At 65.1% G+C, this 16569-nt stretch carries 15 protein-coding genes and 1 pseudogene; 7 read left to right on the top strand and 9 right to left on the bottom strand.

The window, feature by feature from the left end; all coding sequences use genetic code 11:
• Positions 1–26 precede the first annotated feature (26 nt).
• Positions 27–497, top strand: a complete 471-nt coding sequence (locus tag AB0J47_RS21415; protein WP_364348332.1) for a nitroreductase family deazaflavin-dependent oxidoreductase — start codon at positions 27–29, stop codon at positions 495–497.
• A 209-nt stretch (positions 498–706) separates the two neighbouring features.
• Positions 707–2074, top strand: a complete 1368-nt coding sequence (locus AB0J47_RS21410) for a wax ester/triacylglycerol synthase family O-acyltransferase (RefSeq protein WP_364348329.1) — start codon at positions 707–709, stop codon at positions 2072–2074.
• Between the two features lie 96 nt (positions 2075–2170).
• On the opposite strand, the gene AB0J47_RS21405 is transcribed toward AB0J47_RS21410, so the two are convergent.
• From AB0J47_RS21405 to AB0J47_RS21390, 4 genes and pseudogenes are all read right to left on the bottom strand, one after another.
• A complete protein-coding gene (locus AB0J47_RS21405; RefSeq protein ID WP_364348326.1) occupies positions 2171–2572 on the bottom strand; it encodes a DUF302 domain-containing protein in 402 nt (133 codons plus the stop codon).
• Between the two features lie 79 nt (positions 2573–2651).
• Positions 2652–2861, bottom strand: a pseudogene (locus AB0J47_RS21400) (DUF2892 domain-containing protein); the annotation flags it as partial.
• A 31-nt stretch (positions 2862–2892) separates the two neighbouring features.
• Entirely contained in the window at positions 2893–3162 is a 270-nt protein-coding gene (locus tag AB0J47_RS21395; RefSeq protein ID WP_364348323.1) for a metal-sensitive transcriptional regulator, read from the bottom strand.
• Positions 3163–3252: 90 nt separating this feature from the next.
• Positions 3253–5412 carry an MMPL family transporter gene (locus tag AB0J47_RS21390; protein WP_364348320.1) on the bottom strand — a complete coding sequence of 720 codons (2160 nt, stop codon included), beginning with the start codon at positions 5410–5412 and terminating at the stop codon, positions 3253–3255.
• Between the two features lie 466 nt (positions 5413–5878).
• On the opposite strand from AB0J47_RS21390, the gene AB0J47_RS21385 reads away from it, so the two are divergent.
• The 5 genes from AB0J47_RS21385 (at position 5879) to AB0J47_RS21365 (ending at position 11736) form a co-directional block, all read left to right on the top strand.
• Entirely contained in the window at positions 5879–6163 is a 285-nt protein-coding gene (locus tag AB0J47_RS21385; protein WP_364348317.1) for a hypothetical protein, read from the top strand.
• A 540-nt stretch (positions 6164–6703) separates the two neighbouring features.
• Positions 6704–9076, top strand: coding sequence for a heavy metal translocating P-type ATPase (locus AB0J47_RS21380; RefSeq protein ID WP_364348496.1), 2373 nt, complete (start codon positions 6704–6706; stop codon positions 9074–9076).
• 179 nt (positions 9077–9255) lie between these two features.
• Positions 9256–9933 carry a response regulator transcription factor gene (locus AB0J47_RS21375; protein ID WP_364348314.1) on the top strand — a complete coding sequence of 226 codons (678 nt, stop codon included), beginning with the start codon at positions 9256–9258 and terminating at the stop codon, positions 9931–9933.
• Positions 9930–11141 (top strand): HAMP domain-containing sensor histidine kinase, encoded by a 1212-nt coding sequence (locus AB0J47_RS21370; RefSeq protein WP_364348311.1) that lies wholly within the window; start codon positions 9930–9932, stop codon positions 11139–11141. Before AB0J47_RS21375 ends, AB0J47_RS21370 begins: the two co-directional genes overlap by 4 nt.
• Before the next feature lie 91 nt (positions 11142–11232).
• Entirely contained in the window at positions 11233–11736 is a 504-nt protein-coding gene (locus tag AB0J47_RS21365; protein WP_364348308.1) for a hypothetical protein, read from the top strand.
• 284 nt (positions 11737–12020) lie between these two features.
• On the opposite strand, the gene AB0J47_RS21360 is transcribed toward AB0J47_RS21365, so the two are convergent.
• The 5 genes from AB0J47_RS21360 to AB0J47_RS21340 form a co-directional block, all read right to left on the bottom strand.
• On the bottom strand, positions 12021–13316 hold the full coding sequence (locus AB0J47_RS21360) for an amino acid permease (protein WP_364348305.1): 1296 nt from the start codon (positions 13314–13316) through the stop codon (positions 12021–12023).
• 1108 nt (positions 13317–14424) lie between these two features.
• Complete coding sequence (locus AB0J47_RS21355; RefSeq protein WP_364348302.1) at positions 14425–14748, bottom strand: DUF1048 domain-containing protein; 324 nt, start codon at positions 14746–14748, stop codon at positions 14425–14427.
• A gap of 1 nt (position 14749) precedes the next feature.
• Positions 14750–15106, bottom strand: a complete 357-nt coding sequence (locus tag AB0J47_RS21350) for a DUF1048 domain-containing protein (protein WP_364348299.1) — start codon at positions 15104–15106, stop codon at positions 14750–14752.
• The gene (locus AB0J47_RS21345; protein WP_364348493.1) at positions 15103–15411 is read right to left on the bottom strand and encodes a PadR family transcriptional regulator; all 309 of its coding nucleotides are present in this window, start codon (positions 15409–15411) and stop codon (positions 15103–15105) included. Before AB0J47_RS21345 ends, AB0J47_RS21350 begins: the two co-directional genes overlap by 4 nt.
• Before the next feature lie 793 nt (positions 15412–16204).
• Positions 16205–16354: a hypothetical protein gene (locus tag AB0J47_RS21340; protein WP_364348296.1), complete on the bottom strand. Its 150-nt coding sequence runs from the start codon at positions 16352–16354 to the stop codon at positions 16205–16207.
• Positions 16355–16569: the final 215 nt, after the last annotated feature.

Genomic DNA, 16569 nt, shown 5'->3' with positions numbered 1-16569 from the left:
ACACTGTGGCAACGGAGGAGCCGATCATGCGGTGGTATCACGACTATCTGCGCTGGCTGTATCGCACCGGCCGTCCGAATCTGTTCGCGCGCGTACAGAATTGGCTCTCAGCCCGCGCTTTCGCGGCCGGAATCATGCCCCGCCGGGTCGCGGCGTTGGGGATCCGGGGGCGGCGCAGCGGTCGCCTCATCTGGTTTCCGATCGTGCTGACCGAATTCGACGGTCGGCGCTATGTGGTGTCGATGCTCGGTGCCAACGTCAACTGGGTGCGCAATCTGACCGCCGCGGGCGGCCGAGCCATCCTGCGGCACGGTCGCCGGGAATCGGTCCGGCTGGTGTCGGTCGATACGGAAAGCCGGGCCCCGATCCTACGGCGCTACCTCCAACTCGCACCCGGCGCGCGACCGCACATCCCAGTACCACGCGATGCCCCGGTCGCCGCCTTCGAGCCTATCTCCCCGGACTATCCGGCATTCCGAATCGCCCCGGGCCAGTAGGCCCCGCACCGCGCCGCGCGACAGGACATCGGCCACAGGACGTCGTTGAGACCGTTCCGCGCGCTTGCCCGAGTGTCGGGGGCCAACGTCACCATCCCCGGTTACCTTGGCATCGGCCCGGCGGCACCCCACTGAGAAGAATTGCCGTTATAGCAGGCAGTTCCCAGCCGGTGGCCGGGCCTCGGCGGCTGCCGGGGTAGGTGGCTGTGATGAGCGAATTGGGCCCGCTCGATTCGGGTTTCATGGAGATGGAAGACGCCGACCGGCACATCAGTCTCGGGATCGGCGCGGTTGCGATCATCGCCGGTCCGGTACCGACGCGCCAGGAGTTCACCGCCGCGATGGCTGGCAGCCTGGTGAGCGATAGTCGGCTCCGCCAGCGAGTACGCCGGACCGTCGCGGATCTCACCGCCCCGGTGTGGGAGGACGATCCAAATTTCGATCTGGCACATCACCTGCGGTGGACGGCGCTGCCGGAGCCCGGCGACGAGGCGGCGCTGCGCGAATTGGTCGCCGCCGAACTCGAGGAACGACTCGACCGAGACCACCCGCTGTGGCAGTGCATCGTCGTCGAGCATCTGGCAGCGGATCGCTGGGCGCTGATCATCAAAGCCCATCACACTATGGTGGACGGCGCGTCCGGCATCGGCCTGTTCGAGAGTCTCTGCGATCCGGAATCCAGCACGAGTGCGCCGCGCCTGAGCACCGGTACACGTCAACGGATCAACGCTTTCGGCTTGGCGGCCGAGGGCATTCGACTGTCGATGGCCATGCCGAGAATGGCCTTCGACATCACGCGGGCCCTGATTCCGGTCGTGTACGCCGCGGTAACGCCGACCGGCACATCCTCGTTCAACGGCCCGATCGGCCGACAGCGGCGCTACGCCGTCGCACGCACGTCACTGGCGGACATCGCGAAGATCCGGGCCGCATTCGGTGTGACTGTCAACGATGTCGCCCTCGCAGCCATCGCCTCGGCCTACCGCACCGTGCTGCACAAGCGCGGCGAGGAACCGACCGCCGATAAGATCCGCATTCTGGTGCCGGTGTCCATGCGTCGCGAGGACGCGAAATATGTTCTCGACAACCGAGTTTCGGCGATGCTGCCGTATCTGCCGGTCGAGATCTCCGATCCGGTCGAGCGGCTCACCGCCGTCCACCAGCGCATCGCACGACATCGATCACGCGGTGAGGCCGAAGCCGAGAAGTCCGTACTGTCGATGGCGGGTCGGCTCCCGTTCGCATTCGTCGCGTGGACCCTGCGGCTGGCCATGCATTACCCCCAGCACGGTGTCAGCGCGCTCGCCACGAATGTCCCCGGCCCGAGGCGGAAGTTATCGCTACAGGGCCGTGAGGTCCTGGAAATCCTGCCCTGTATCCCGATCGCCATGCGACTGCGCACCACCATCGCGATCCTCAGCTACACCGACCGGCTGACCTTCGGCATCACCGGTGACTACGACACCACCCCGGATATCGACCTGATCGCCGACGAAATCGAGCACGGAATCACAGAACTGCTGGACCGTGCCCGCGAACGAAACCAGAAGACGACTCTCGGCGATCGGCCGTCTTGACCAGATACGACCGGCAAGCCGTATGGGCATCTGGACCGTACCGCCAGCGTGACCCGTGTGCGCGTGGGTTGACCGACCGCATCATCGGACGTCGAGTCAGTGGTCTTGTAGCGATTGGATGGCTGCGCGGAGTTTGGTGGCGGCTTCGGCGGCGATGGGTTCGAGTTCGGGTTCGCCGGTGACCTGGACCATGAGGTCCGGGTTCATGGCTTCGACGATGATGGTCTCGGCGGCCGTGGGGTCGCTGCGGACGATCACGTTGCAGGGCAGTAGGAGTCCGATCTGGCGGTTCACGCCGACGGCGCGGTGAGCCAGGGGTGGGTTGCAGGCACCGAGGATTCGGTAGTTCTCCATATCCTGGCCGAGTTTGGCCTTCAGTGTGGCTTGCATGTCGATGTCGGTGAGGACGCCGAATCCCTGTTCGGACAGGGCTTTACGGGTCAGTTCAACGGCTTCGTCGAAGTTGGTGTGCAGTGTGGTCGAGAGGGCTAGGTTCATGATTGCGGTCTGCTTTCTGCCGGTTCGGTTGGGTGATGCGGTGTCGGGTGTGTGGCATTGCGCAGTTGGTCGCGGTGTCGGGAACGCCCAGGCGATGGAGCAGTAGTGTCGCCGGACACCATCCCATGGCGCTGTAGAACAGCAGGTTCGCGCCGACGATTCCGGTCAATATCAGCCACCATTGCGAGGCCACCGCGGCCAGCAGTGTGCTGACCAGTACGAACGTGCCTGCCAGCAGCGGCACGAGCCGCGCGATGGACCAGCCGCGCTGGCGAGTCGGTATGTGCATGATCTCCAATCGTGTGGGGACTCTTGGTTGTTCAGGCCAGGGCGAGGAAAAGCTTCTCCAGCTCGGCTTCGGTCATCGGCTCGGAACCGTCGGTGCTTTGTCCGGTGAGGCATTCGCGCAGTCCGGTGGCGACGATCTTGAATCCGGCCCGGTCGAGTGCGCGTGACACGGCGGCGAGTTGGGTGACGACGTCCTTGCAGTCGCGGCCCTGCTCGATCATGGAGATCACTCCGGCGAGTTGGCCGTGTGCGCGGCGCAGCCGGTTGAGTACCTGGGCGATAGTTTCTTCGTTGCCGACCATGGTGTTTCCCCTTTCGTTTGAATACCTCACTCAAGGATACCCGTGGGGGTATATGCGGGTCGGTGGGTGCGGTGCGCGGTGGAGGTGATTTCAGTGGTGGGCGAAGCTGATCGGGGGGAGTGCCTTGCGCAGCCAGTTCGGTGACCACCAGGCGCCGTGTCCGGTCAGCCGCAGTAGTACCGGCAGTAGCACCAGTCGTACCGCGGCCGCGTCGAGCAGGACCGCGACGCCGAGGATGATGCCCATCTCCTTCGGGGGCAGCGGCTCGGAGAGTGCGAAGGTGAAGAACACCGCGACCATTACCGCGGCGGCGGCGAAGATCACCCGTCCGGAGTGCGCCAGGCCGTCGACCTGGGCGGTCTTCGGGTCACCGGTGTGCTCGTAGTGTTCCTTGGCGGTGGCCAGCAGGAATACCGTGTAGTCCATCGCGATCGCGAAGATCATGGCGAAGAAGAACACCGGTCCCCACCCGTCGAGGAAGCCTTGCGGGGTGAAGCCGAGCAGTCCTGCGCCGTGTCCGTCCTGGAAGATCAGTTTCGCGACGCCGAAGGCCGCGGCGGTGGACAGCAGGCTGACCACGGTGCCGAGGGCGGCGATCACCGGTGCCTGCAGCGCGATCAGCAGCAGGGCAAAGCCGAGGACGAGGATGATCGCCACGATGATAGGGAAGTAGTCGTCGAGAGCTTGCTGCAGGTCGAGGTTCTCCGCGGGTGCGCCGCCGACCAGTGCGGCAGCGGGCAGCTCGTCACGCAATCGGTCGAGGATTCCGCCCATCCGCGGGTCCGATGGATCGACCTCGGGTAGTGCCTGCATCGTCGCTAGGCCGCTGTCGTCGAGTGCGAGCTGCGGCGGGGTGACCATGCTGATCCCGTCAACCCCTTTGGCGGCCTCGGCAGCCTGTGCGGCCTGGGTGGCCGGGGTGATGATCTGCAGCATGCCGGGTGCGCCCTCGCCCATCTGGGCTTGGATCAGTTCGTAGCCTTGGCGCACCGGCGCGTCAGTCGGCACGACCTGGATGGAGGGCATGGCTACTTTCAGTCCGAACACTGGGATCGACAGGGCGATCAGCACCGTGACCGCGCCGATCGCGAACGGCCACGGATGGTTGTGTAGCAGCCCACCCCACGCGGCGAACCGCGGCGAGCGGTGCTGCTGCCGCATGGCGTGCGGCAGCGCACCGGCATTGATCTTGCCGCCCAGCGCCCCCAACGCGGCGGGCAGCAGGGTCATGGTGGCCAGCAGCACGAAGAACACCGCGAACATGATCCCGACCGCCATCGTGCGCACCGCGGGCGCTGGGACGATCAGCACCGCCGACAAGCTGACCAGGACCGTCAGCCCGGACAGCGCAACCGCCTTGCCCGCGGTATTCATCGTTTCGGCAACCGCCGCGTCGGGGCTGGGGGCGGTGGTGCGTGCGTCACGGAATCGGGCGACGATGAACAGCGCGTAGTCGATACCGAGCGCCAAGGCGAACATCATCGCGAAGTTCATTGCCCACACCGAGATCGAGGTGAAGTGGTTGAGCAGTACCAGTCCACCGGCCGAGGCGACCAGCCCCGCCAGGGTGAGCAGCAGCGGCAGCCCGGCGGCGACGAGGGATCCGAACGCCAGCACCATGATCGCCAAAGTCACCGGCCAGGAAAACATTTCGGCCTTGATCATCGCGTCGTGATTGGCCTTGTTGAAGTCGCTCCACAGCGCTGAGCTGCCCGTGGGATAGACCTCGATGCCGTTGCCGGACAAGGCGCTCAACGCGTCGGAGTGCTCGTCGACGGCCTTGACCATGTCATCGGTGGAGGCGTTCGCACCCGCAATGAAAATCCCGGTGTGCCCGTCCGGGGTGATCGAGGTCCCCGACTGTGGTGCGATCAGTTCACCGAAGCGCGCATCGCTGGTGAAGACCTCGGCGATCTCGCCGAGAACCCGCTGAACACCCGGACTCTCGATGGTCTCGTTATCGGAATGGACCACCACCTCCACCGCCGCCGAGGAGTTCCCGCCGAAATGCTGCTGCGCCAGCTCGCGCACCCGCACCGACTCCGACCCATCGGCCTGCCACCCCGCTCCCGCGAGCGAGGTGAACACACTCGGCGCGGCGGCGCCCAGGACGATCAACACCAGCAACCAGACACCGAACACGACCCGGGCATGCCTGGCCATCACGGATCCGAGCCTGCCCAGCATCCCGCCGGAGCTGCTCGGCCGTGCGGTGTCGCGAGCCGGGGAAACAACCACAGAGTCGGTCATCGCTATCTCCTTCATACCCCAGGGGGTATATTGACGTCAGACCCGAAGATACCCCCAGGGGTATATGAGAGTGAAGGGTGGCATTCGGCACAGCGCATGTCGGAGTCGCCGGACGCCGATATGGAAGGAAGCTGAAAATGGCCGCGATAGATCTCTACCTCGACCCGGTGTGCCCATTCGGATGGGTGGCCGCCCAGTGGCTGCTGGATGCCGCCAACGAGCATCGGACGCCGGTCACGCTGCGGCAAATGAGCTTGGCCGTGCTCAATGACGGCAACGACGTCGACTCCCATCATCGGCCCATGATCGACAGATCGCGGCGGCTCGGGCGCCTCTTCGCGGCCGTCACCGACCAGCACGGACCGGATGGGTCGCGCGCCTGTATCGAGCCTTCGGCGCGAGCGCCCATGCCCAGCGGGAAGAGGTCACTCTCGCCGCCATCGCGGACATACTCCAAAGTCTCGGAATGGACCGGTCACTGGCCGATACCCTCGACGCCAGCGAACTGGACCAAGCCGTTGCCGACGCCCACGAGGTCAGCCAGCAAGTGCTAGGAGGGCGCGGTGGCAGCCCGATCATCGCCATCGACGGCCACGGTTTCTTCGGCCCGGTCCTCACTCGGATTCCCGATGTCGAGAAAGGCGCCGCCCTGCTCGACGCCCTGATCATCGCGGCGAGAACGCCGGAATTCGCTGCCCTGCAACGGCCGTACTCGGGCCCGCCGACCACCGAACGCGAGCAGGGCACCTGATGTGCTACTCGGTCAGCTGCCGCAGACGCGGAAAGACGACACGGTCCGGGCGCGGAGCCTACGTCGACCAGGTCCGGGTCATTGTCCCGAAAACACAGTGATCCAAGAATATCGGGTCAGACCGCTTGACAGCACTCACGGCAACGTCGGTGACTCGGGGTGCGCGGTAGCGCGCACAGCGAATGGAACGGACAGCAGACCCGCTCCGGCCATCGGCTGATGTGCAGGGCGGGTGTGGTCACACCCGCAGAATCGAAAGTCGTGGCAACGACGGTGTCGTCCATGGCTGTCCGCGCGCCCGCCGACAGCGCGAACCAGCATCATGATGCGGACTTCGGGAACGCCGGATTGCTCGATCGTCCACACGGGTACGTCCGGCGGGGTGAACGCGCCACAAGCCCTGACCGCCGCCTATCGACTCAGCGGTGGCCTAGGACATCGGCAAAAGGGACCCCGGCCTCTTCCGTCGATCATGCGCGCTGCGGTGCAGTGGGATGGATCGGCGTTTACCCCGGTCGGGAGGAGTATCTGATGAGTCGAATGACCAGGCAGGCTCGGTCGTGGGCGGCACGGCTGGGCGGTTGGCTGGCACCGGTGCTGGTGGTGGTCACTGTGGCAGCGCTGGCGATCGGCGCGGTCCTGTGGGTGTTCGGTTTAGGCGGTGCTGCCGACGGGTTCTGGATCGCGGCGACAGTGGCGGCGTTCGTTCCCGCGCTCTTCTGGATGATCGCCACGCTTGTGAAGGGCCGGGCCGGTGTCGACCTGATCGCGGTGTTGTCGTTGGCGGGAACGCTGTGGGTCGGCGAGTATCTCGCAGGCGCATTGATTGCCGTCATGCTGGCCGGTGGACGAGCCCTCGACGCCGCCGCCGAACGCCGTGCTTCACGGGATCTGCGCGCCCTGTTGGAGCACGCACCCCGGTCGGCTCGCCGTCGTGTCGGCGATGAGGTGACGGTGATTCCGCTCGGCCAGGTCGTCGTCGATGACGTGCTGGTGGTCGCCGCGGGTGAGATAGTGCCGGTCGACGGGCGAATCCTGAATACCGTTGCGGTACTGGACGAGTCGGTGCTGACCGGGGAACCGCTGCAGGTGGAGCGTGGGGTCGGCGAGCCGGTGCGCAGCGGTGTCGTCAATGCCGGCGATGCGTTCGAGATGCGTGCGAGCGCGACGGCGGCCGAGAGTACCTACGCCGGGATTGTGCGGCTGGCCGAGCAGGCCGGCGCCGAGAACGCGCCGGTGGTGCGGCTTGCCGACCGATATGCGGCATGGTTCCTGCCGCTCGCGCTACTGGTCGCAGGTGCCGCTTACGCAATGAGCGGGTCGGCGGTGCGGGCGGTCGCCGTCTTGGTGGTCGCGACACCGTGCCCGCTGCTGTTGGCCGCCCCGGTGGCGATCGTCTCGGGACTGTCGCGGGCGTCGCGCCTGGGAGTCGTCGTGCGTGGCGGTAGCGCATTGGAAAGCCTCGGCGACGCAACAACTTTGGTGATGGACAAGACCGGCACTCTCACCGCGGGCCGCCCACAAGTCGTCGAAGTAATAGCCGCACCGGGCCGCGAGGCGGCGGAGATGATGCGGCTGGCCGCGTCGGTGGATCAGGTGTCGCCGCACGTGCTGGCCGAAGCGATAGTCACCGAAGCACTCTCGCGCGGTATCGACCTGTCGGCACCCACCGAAGTGGCTGAGCAGGCCGGGCGCGGGGTGTCGGGCACCGTGGACGGCCACCGGGTTGATGTCGGCAAACTGCGCGACTCGTTCACGAGTGCCGGCTGGGCCCGCGCGGTCGTCAACAAAGCAAGCCTGGACTCGGCCGCGATCGCCTGGATCGTCGTCGACGGCGAACTCGCAGCAGCGATCCTGCTGCGAGACCCATTGCGCCGACACGCACCCCGCACCATTCGGCGACTGCGTGAGGCCGGTCTGAACCGACTGGTCATGCTCACCGGCGACCGGCCTGAACCCGCGCGCGAAGTCGCCACCGTACTCGACCTGGACGAGGTGTATGCCGAGCAAAGCCCCGCCGACAAGGTCGATGCCGTGCGCCGCGAACGTGAACACGCGGTGACAGTGATGGTCGGTGACGGTGTCAACGACGCCCCAGCACTGGCCGCCGCCACCGTCGGCGTCGCGATGGGGGCGCGCGGATCCACCGCCTCGTCGGAAGCCGCCGACATCGTGCTCACCACCGATCGGCTCGACCGGCTCGCCGATGCCATGGACACCGCCCGCTGGTCACGCCGCATCGCCGTGCAGAGCGCCGTCGTCGGCATGAGCCTGTCGCTGCTGGCCATGATCGTCGCTGCCGTCGGCTGGCTGCCACCCGCCGCCGGTGCGCTGCTGCAGGAAGGCATCGATGTGGCGGTGATCCTCAATGCGCTACGCGCCCTGCGTGACAATCCGGCACTGCGCACCGAACTCGCCCCTGAAACCGAGGCTATGCTGCGCCGCTTCGCCGGCGAACATGAGGCGCTGCGCGACACACTCGGATTGCTCCGCGCCGCCGCCGATCGTCTCGCCGAGCGCAGCGGCGACGAGACTGCGTTGTCCGCGGTCGAGGCCGCGTACAGGTTTCTCGTCGAGGAACTGCTGCCTCACGAAGTCGCCGAGGAAACCGAACTGTATCCGGCTCTGGCGACTCCACTCGGCAGCGTCGAGGCCACCGCCACGATGAGTCGCACGCATGCTGAGATCCAGCGACTCACCGTCCGGATCGGTAACCACCTCCGCATGGCGCGTACCACTGGCCGCATCGGCGCCGACCAGATCGATGATCTCCTGGCCTGCCTGTATGGACTCTACGTCCTGCTGAAGCTGCACTTTCGACAGGAGGAGGAGAACTATTTCACGCTCACCGACGAACCCGAATACGCCTCCCCAACAACCCAATCCGGCATCAGGCCATCCCTGCGGCGATGACCGACCTGCCAGTGGACCGCCTCCGGCTACACCGTGTCCGACCCTGGACACCCAGGGCAAGGTGGGTACAGCCACCCCGCAACAATGGGAGTCGTTGTCATTAACTCCCAGCCGATAGGGCGCCAGGCCACCACCACTGGTCGATCGAGACGGGTTCGCCGAAGTGCGAGAATGCGCGGGTGATCGATACCGATCTGCCGCGGGTGCTGGTCGTCGAGGACGACCCGCAATTGCTCGCGATGCTTGGTGGGTTGCTCACCGAGGAGGGGTATCAGGTCGACATCGCCGCAGACGGCCAGCAGGGATTGCACCTCGGTCTCACTCGCGAGTACGACGTGATGCTGTTCGATCGGGGGTTGCCCGCGATTGATGGGCTGGATCTGCTGATGAGGCTGCGGGTCCGTGGCATCGTCACTCCGATGTTGATCCTGTCCGCACTCGCCAATCCGGCGGATCGGGTGGCGGGACTCGACGCCGGCGCCGAGGACTATCTGGGTAAGCCGTTCGATGTGGCGGAATTGCTCGCCAGGCTGCGGGCTCTGCGACGCCGACACCTGGATGTCGCGCGTTCTCTGCCGGTGCCGAAAGGAAGACTCGAGCTGGACAGCCGCTGCGTCGTCGTGGCTGATACCGCGGCGGTGGTCCGGCTCTCCGAACGGGAATGCGATCTGCTGGCCACGCTGGCATCGCGGCCAGGAGTTGTATTCTCGCGCAAACAATTGCTGGCTATCGTGTTCGACGACGCCGAGAGCCCGGTGGTGGTCGATACCTATGTCCACTACCTGCGTCGAAAGCTCGGTCGCACGGCGATCGACACCGTACGTGGCCGCGGGTATGAGCTGGGACGTGGTCGATGAGGCGGCGCCGGACCGACTCAGCAGACGCGCGCCTGATCCGGCGGACGATGCTGCGGGTCGGACTGCAGTCGGCTGCCGCCGTGCTGGTGACCGTGCTGTTGCTCGGCGTGGCCGTGATCATGGTCGTATCGCACAGTGCGCGCAATGACCAGAACAGGTCGCTGGCCACAGCCATCGCCGAGGCCGACGATGTTAACGACCCACCCGCGGGGACCTGGCTGGTGATCCGGCGGGCAGGCCGCACGCAGGCCAGTCCGGGGCTGCCGCCGGGTCTGCCCGACGAGGCCGCCATGCGGCAGGCCGAACACGACGGTGCGCCGCGAACCGCGGAGGTGTCGATCGGTGACCGACGGTACCGGATCCGCACCGAGCAGCGCGGCGACGCGGTGATCCAGGCGGTGTACGACCTGCGGGCGGCCGAGCGCGAGGCACGGGGTCTGGGCGCGGTCTTGCTGGTGTGCGGCGCCATCGGAATGCTGCTGGCGATACTGACCGGTGCCTGGGTCGCGCGCAGGGCGGTAACCCCGCTTATCGCGGCGCTGACATTGCAACGCCGGTTCGTCGCCGACGCGGGCCATGAACTGCGCACCCCGCTGACGCTGTTGAGCACCAGGGCCCAGCTATTGCGGCGGCACCTGCGCGGCCACCCGGCCGAAGCCGAGGTCGACAGTCTGGTAGTCGATGCTGGTCAGCTGGCCGACATTCTCGATGACCTGCTGCTGGCGGCCGATCCCCGACAGGAGGCTCAGCCTCGGCCATTCGATCTGGCTGCCCTGCTACGGGATGCGGTGAGCGCCGCCGAACCGGCGGCCGACCAGCGTGGTGTCCGACTAGAAATGATCGCCGCACCGGTGCAGCTGCAAGGCTTCGAAGCGGGGCTGCGGCGAGCCGTGAATGCTTTGTTGGACAACGGAATACGTCATGCGGATAGTCTGGTGCGGGTGGTGCTCGGAAGCGATGGCCGACATGTGCGGATCGATGTCACCGACGACGGCCCCGGGATCGATACCGATGTTCTGCCCATCCTGTTCACCCGTTTCGCGTCGACGCCGACCACCGCGAACCCGAGCGAACGACGTCGCTACGGGCTCGGTCTGTCATTGGTCAGCGAGATCGCCGCCAGGCACGGCGGTACGGTTTCGGCTCGCAATCACGACGGCGGCGGCGCGACGCTGTCGATGACGCTGCCCACCGGTGCGCAGCGCTGAATTGCCTTCGTCTCACCGCGTCCCAGAAACCTCCAAGAATCGGCTCATAGGGTTGGTCGCACCACGTTACCCGGTGACCGAGGAGATTCGAATGGCTATGGGGTTCAATACGATCAACGGGCTACCTACCCACATCCTGCTGGTTCACGTTGTCGTCGTACTGGTGCCGCTGGCCGCACTAATGCTGGTGGCGTCCGTGTTGTGGCCCACTGCTCGACACCGCTTGGGCCCGATCACGCCCCTTGTGTCGTTGGCCGCGCTGGTGGCGATTCCGTTGACGACCGAATCCGGCGAGTGGCTCGAACACCACACCGCCCATGATCCGTTGGTGCGCATCCACACGCAGTTGGCCGATGGTCTGCTGCCGTGGTCGGCGGTGACTTTCCTGCTGGCGGTCGTATGGTGGGCCACGCACAGCGAGTGGGTCGCCCGATGGTCTCGGACCGCCAGGATCGCTGCTGTTACCGCGAACCGGGTTGTCATCATCGCGATGGTTGCCGTCGCGGTGGCTGTGTCTGCTGGTTCGGTGGTGCAGGTCTACCGAATCGGTGACAGCGGCGCGAAGGCCGCCTGGCATGACCGGCTCGGATCGTAGCCGGGACGGGATCGGAGCGTCGATCAGCGGTCGGGAACCTTGCTGCTACTGGCGTGTTCGACCAGACACACGTCCAAACCGGTCCACAGCTGAACTTTTCGCGTAAACCGCCGAACATCCGTTTTTCGAGCCGGAAATGCGGGGTGACATTTTGGGGCAGTGGCTCGAGGGACGGGGTGGGTGCCGACATTTCGCGTGCCTCGTCGGCGGTCTCGGCGTCATCGCGTTCGGGGTGGTTGTGTATGTGTTTGCCGAGGGAGTTCGGCCGCTTCGCATGTGTCGATTTAGGCGGCCTCGGCTTCGATGGTTGCGTGGGCGATGCCGCGGGGTCGTCCGGCTCGGGTCCAGCCCCAGTAGAGCAGAGCGGCGAGGAGGAGGGCCGCGGCGAGGGAGGCGAGCGGTTCGCCGCGAGCGAGGTTGACGATGAGAGTGAAGGTGACGACGGTGGCGCCGAAGAGGTTGACGGTGAGCCACTTTCGTTGCCGGTCTTGATGGGAGAAGTGAGCCATGGCGATCAGGCCGGTGAGGAAGCTGACGAAGACCGCGACGGCGTAGAACAGCACGAGGCGCTGGTCTTGGCCGTCGGCTGCCACGGTGACTGCTGCCGAGACGGTGGTGAACACAGCGACTCCCCAGTAGGGGGTGTGGTGGGTGTTGGTATGGCCCAGCACTGCGGGCAGGATCCCGCCTTCGCGGCCAGTCGCGTCGATGTATCGGGCGAGGGCTTTGAGGAGCCCGGGCCCGGCTTGGAATGATGACGATGCCGCAGACAGCAGGAGTAGGGCGGTCGCGGCTTGGAAGAAGGCGTAGACGGCCGGTGAGGTGGCGGCTTGGGCGAGGTCGGCGAGTTGGGTGGAGTCGGTGCCTGGGACACCGATGTGCAGGTGGACTGCGGCAGCGGTCAGCCCGAGGGTGAGTCCGCCGACCACACCGAGGGTGAGCCACAGGGTGATTCGCCCGAACCGGCGTCGTCCTCGATCGTCGAGTTGGCCGAGTTGAGCGATCGCGGAGGAGGGGGCTTCGACACCGGTGGCCAGCGCCATCGCGACCGGGAACGCCAAGGCGACAGCCAGCACCGGAGCGCGGTCGGCGTGGTCGGTGATGGCAGCATGTGCGGTTCCGGTGGTGAAGCCGTCGATGATGACGATGGTGCCGCCGATGATGAACAACATGGTCAGCACGGCGAAGAGGGTGCGACCGAGGTGCCCGAACCAGGTGATGACGGCCACGAACACCAGCAACCCCAGAGCTAGGGGTATCCGCCAGTCCGCGAGGCCGGGGATGTAGGCGATTACCGCGGAGGACCCCGCGGACACGCTGATCGCGATGGTCAACACGAAATCGACGATCAGTGCGCCGATCGGGATGAACGCCCACGCCTCGCCGAACGCCTCACCGGCTGCCGCGGCGGCGCCCCCACCTTGGGGGTAGCGGGCCACCAGTTGCTGGTAGTTGACGATGATCACCCCGATGATGGCGACGACCAGCCCCATCGTGACCAGCAGTAACCCGAGATCGCCGTGCAGTGCGCGCAGGGCGGCTTCGATGGCGTAGGCGACCGATGACACCGGGTCGGCCATCACAGCAAAGGCGAAAGCCGTCAACAATACTGGCCGTGAATGCAATACCGACCGGAATCGGGCGGTCGCGGATCGGGGCGGTGCGGCAGGCAGGTCCTGTGATACGGGCATGAGCGCGGTTCCCTCCGGTCGACAGCACTACGTGATCGCCGACCAGATCTTCCCGGCACACCAGAACCCAAATTACCCCAGTGCATGACGCCCTGCTGCCGATATCGAAGGACGTTGCACGCTACGGTCCTTCGAGGTGCGGACCGCGCGGACGCCAGCGAGCAGTGGCTGTGTGGATACGATGGGCATTGTGTTGGTGTGCGCTTTCCACCGGCCTCTTCGCGTAGTGACCGCCGTGCTCGCAACGGCCGGGATGGGCCTCTGGTCCTGTCGGGGTTCGCCTATTCGGTTGCGGGACCGGTGGTTACCTGGGATCAAACCCTGCCATCGTCGATGCGCCCATGAACTCGCCTGAGCTGTTAGGTCAACAAAGCTCTGAGTTGTGGGATCTCCTCGACGAGAGGCCGTGCCCGGCCGCCTTCGCTGATCGACTCGAACTGCCAAACGCCTCGTCCTGTGTTCGCGACTATGTCAAGAACGCCCGCAGTTGGGGGATGGCCTCGACGGGATGTTGTGCGCGGATGGCTTCGCCGATCGCGTCGAACTGCCACACCCCGTTCTGTGTGAGCACCATTCGGCCACCCCTTCGCCGGACCGCCCGACCCGCCGACCGGGTCGGGTTGCCGACCAGACTTCCCGGCGCACCACCCGTAAAGATGCCGTAAAGACCCCCGGTTGGGCAAACCGGGGATATGTCGTTGCTCGGCCTGTGGGGTGGCGGGCGGGCGGTGAACGGGTGCCGTGGTGTGGGTGCGGCGGTCGCTGTGAAGGGCCGGTGAGTTTGCTCGGATCAAGCCGGCCGGAGTAGCCGCGGTGATGTAGCGGCGACTCTGGTCCGAGGATACGGTGCGGTCGATATCGCCGTGGATGGCGGTGATGTGGATGCCGACCGGGAGGTGAGCGATGAATGAGGCGAACCGCACCAACGGGAAAAATCCGCGGTCAGGGGCAGGCTTTCTCTGGCTCACAGACGGTCAGTGAGACAACGGAGCTCATTTCAGTCCCTTATCGACTTCCTTCCTGCGACAGACTCTTGATAGATGTCGGCATAGGTCCGTGAGTCTTTTATCAGGTGGTCGCAGAAAGCCGCGACATCATTGCCGATGAGTTCCATGACTCCTTTGTCGGCTGCGACCCCTTCCTCGAGGAAATCGAGAAGCCCCGAGAGCAAGCTCCCGTCGACTAGCTCGACTGGCCCGATCTTGAAAAAGTATTTTTGAATTTCCTTGTAGACAATCTGGTAATCGGTTGGGAGCGCTTTGACCCGCGCCATGTGCGCCCGCCACTCTCTCTTACCTTCGATGATGTCGCGGATGCCCACTTTATCCTCCTAGCCGGCCCAGTTTCCTTGCAACGTTGTTGTTGAGTTGGTCGCGCCACTTGTCGCGATAACTCTTGGCTCCTTCTTCGCCGGCAATCGCCGCGCAGAAGCCTTTGATGTCGTTGCCCAGTGCCTCGTGGACACTCTGACCATCCGACGCCGTTTCCTCGAGCAGTCCTAGCGCGCCGTCGAGGATCGGCATCAAGTTGCGACCCGTGAAGCCCGCATAAGGGGATATATGAATTTTGATATCTTCCCACGCCGCTGCATACTCTGGCGGGAGAGCATTGGCTCGAGCTTCGAAGGCCGTGTATTCCTTGGTGAGATCGCTGCCTGTGATCGTCTCCCAGAAGTTCATTTCTCGCTTCCCTTGAGCTCATTGATGCGCGATGAGACGTATTCCCATTTCGTCCAGAATGTCGCGAGCTCTTTGCGTCCCGCGTCGTTGAGTGCGTAAAATTTGCGCGGTGGACCGACGTCGGAAGGTCGTTTCGAAACATCGACCAGTCCATTTTTCTCCAACCGCAGCAGGATGGCGTAGACCGTCCCTTCGATGACGTCCGCGAAACCGAGTTCATTCAGCCGACGCGTGATGGCATAACCATATGTCTCCTCGGCGCCGATGATCTCGAGGACGCAGCCTTCGAGCGTACCTTTCAGCATTTCCGTCAAATTGTCCGTAGAAGCCCCTTTCGATAAGTGCGCTACTCGGTAGTACCGAGTACTGGTAGACTGTAACACAGAGTAGGTGTCGAGACACCCCGCGCCCGGATCGGAGAGCTCGTCGCGGAGCGGCCGTGGGTCGCGGTCGCGCGTGCGCAGCGATGCTCGCGACAGTCGTCGGGACAGCACTCATCAGGCACCCTGGGCGAACTCGATCCCGCACCCCCATTGGCGTGCCGGCCAAACACCTTCCAGCCTCCATAGAGCAGCCCGGAACAGCGCTTGCGGCCCGCATACCTGCGAGACCGGGCAAGCCAGAGTACTTCCAGTGGGTTGCACCGACCGGCGCTCGGCAAGCATCTCCGGTCATGCGGGGGAATAGCGCAAGGACCGAATAGCTACCCTCAATCAGTTTCCGATGTTGACCGGGATCGTCGGTTGGCGTTGACAATCGCTTTCGGCCAAGGGGCGAATGTTCTCTTCCAGTTGGAATGCTGCGAAAACACCTGGTAACTGATTGTTTTTGATGCTCGGCGCGCGTGGGTCGTCGAGGTCGTGGGTTAGCGGATCAGCCTGGGGTGAAGGGTGCGGAAGCACTCCCGACCCATGCGCGGGCGGAGCAGATCTTCGCTGTACTACTGCTCGATGAATTTCGAGCACATGCCGAACCCGCTGTGGATAGTGCGGGGTATCCGCAGGTCCCGATCGTGATGGTGACAATCCGCACCGGTCGGTGGTGAATCTCCGCCGCAACGAGTGGCTAGGGGCTTCTGCACGTGGAAGCCGCCAGGGGTCAGCCTCGCCATCCACTGAGGATCACGTAGGCGGTGACCACGAGGATGATCATCACCAGGATGGCGGAGCCGATCATGACCGCGTTCGTGCTGTAGCTGGGGAGATCCCCCGATTCGGTGGCGAGCAGCACCACGAGTCCAATGTTCATTGCTTCCCCCTTTGCGATATTTCGAGAGTAGGCCGCTGTTAGCAGGCTCGGCCGTTGAGATATCGCTAAGAAACCTCCGGAGCCCGAGGTCAGAGCCGGGCGGCGTCGAGCGCCGGTGTTGCCACGGCGGCGATGCGTCGATCCGACGCGGCGGGGAAATGATCGTGTGGGTGAGGTCCGCGGGTGGGGAAGACGCTGGTCCCGAATTCCGCCGC

Origin of the sequence: Nocardia sp. NPDC049737 (assembly GCF_040674755.1) — a bacterium.
In the GTDB taxonomy this organism is placed as follows: Bacteria; Actinomycetota; Actinomycetes; order Mycobacteriales; family Mycobacteriaceae; genus Nocardia.
This window is presented reverse-complemented; position numbering and strand designations above follow the sequence as displayed.

Coding starts and splice junctions, on each gene's coding strand:
- AB0J47_RS21415 (WP_364348332.1), top strand. CDS start 27: ATGCGGTGGTATCACGACTATCTGCGCTGGCTGTATCGCACCGGCCGT.
- AB0J47_RS21410 (WP_364348329.1), top strand. CDS start 707: ATGAGCGAATTGGGCCCGCTCGATTCGGGTTTCATGGAGATGGAAGAC.
- AB0J47_RS21405 (WP_364348326.1), bottom strand. CDS start 2,572: ATGAACCTAGCCCTCTCGACCACACTGCACACCAACTTCGACGAAGCC.
- AB0J47_RS21395 (WP_364348323.1), bottom strand. CDS start 3,162: ATGGTCGGCAACGAAGAAACTATCGCCCAGGTACTCAACCGGCTGCGC.
- AB0J47_RS21390 (WP_364348320.1), bottom strand. CDS start 5,412: ATGACCGACTCTGTGGTTGTTTCCCCGGCTCGCGACACCGCACGGCCG.
- AB0J47_RS21385 (WP_364348317.1), top strand. CDS start 5,879: ATGGACCGGTCACTGGCCGATACCCTCGACGCCAGCGAACTGGACCAA.
- AB0J47_RS21380 (WP_364348496.1), top strand. CDS start 6,704: ATGACCAGGCAGGCTCGGTCGTGGGCGGCACGGCTGGGCGGTTGGCTG.
- AB0J47_RS21370 (WP_364348311.1), top strand. CDS start 9,930: ATGAGGCGGCGCCGGACCGACTCAGCAGACGCGCGCCTGATCCGGCGG.
- AB0J47_RS21365 (WP_364348308.1), top strand. CDS start 11,233: ATGGCTATGGGGTTCAATACGATCAACGGGCTACCTACCCACATCCTG.
- AB0J47_RS21360 (WP_364348305.1), bottom strand. CDS start 13,316: ATGGCCGACCCGGTGTCATCGGTCGCCTACGCCATCGAAGCCGCCCTG.
- AB0J47_RS21350 (WP_364348299.1), bottom strand. CDS start 15,106: ATGAACTTCTGGGAGACGATCACAGGCAGCGATCTCACCAAGGAATAC.
- AB0J47_RS21345 (WP_364348493.1), bottom strand. CDS start 15,411: ATGCTGAAAGGTACGCTCGAAGGCTGCGTCCTCGAGATCATCGGCGCC.
- AB0J47_RS21340 (WP_364348296.1), bottom strand. CDS start 16,354: ATGAACATTGGACTCGTGGTGCTGCTCGCCACCGAATCGGGGGATCTC.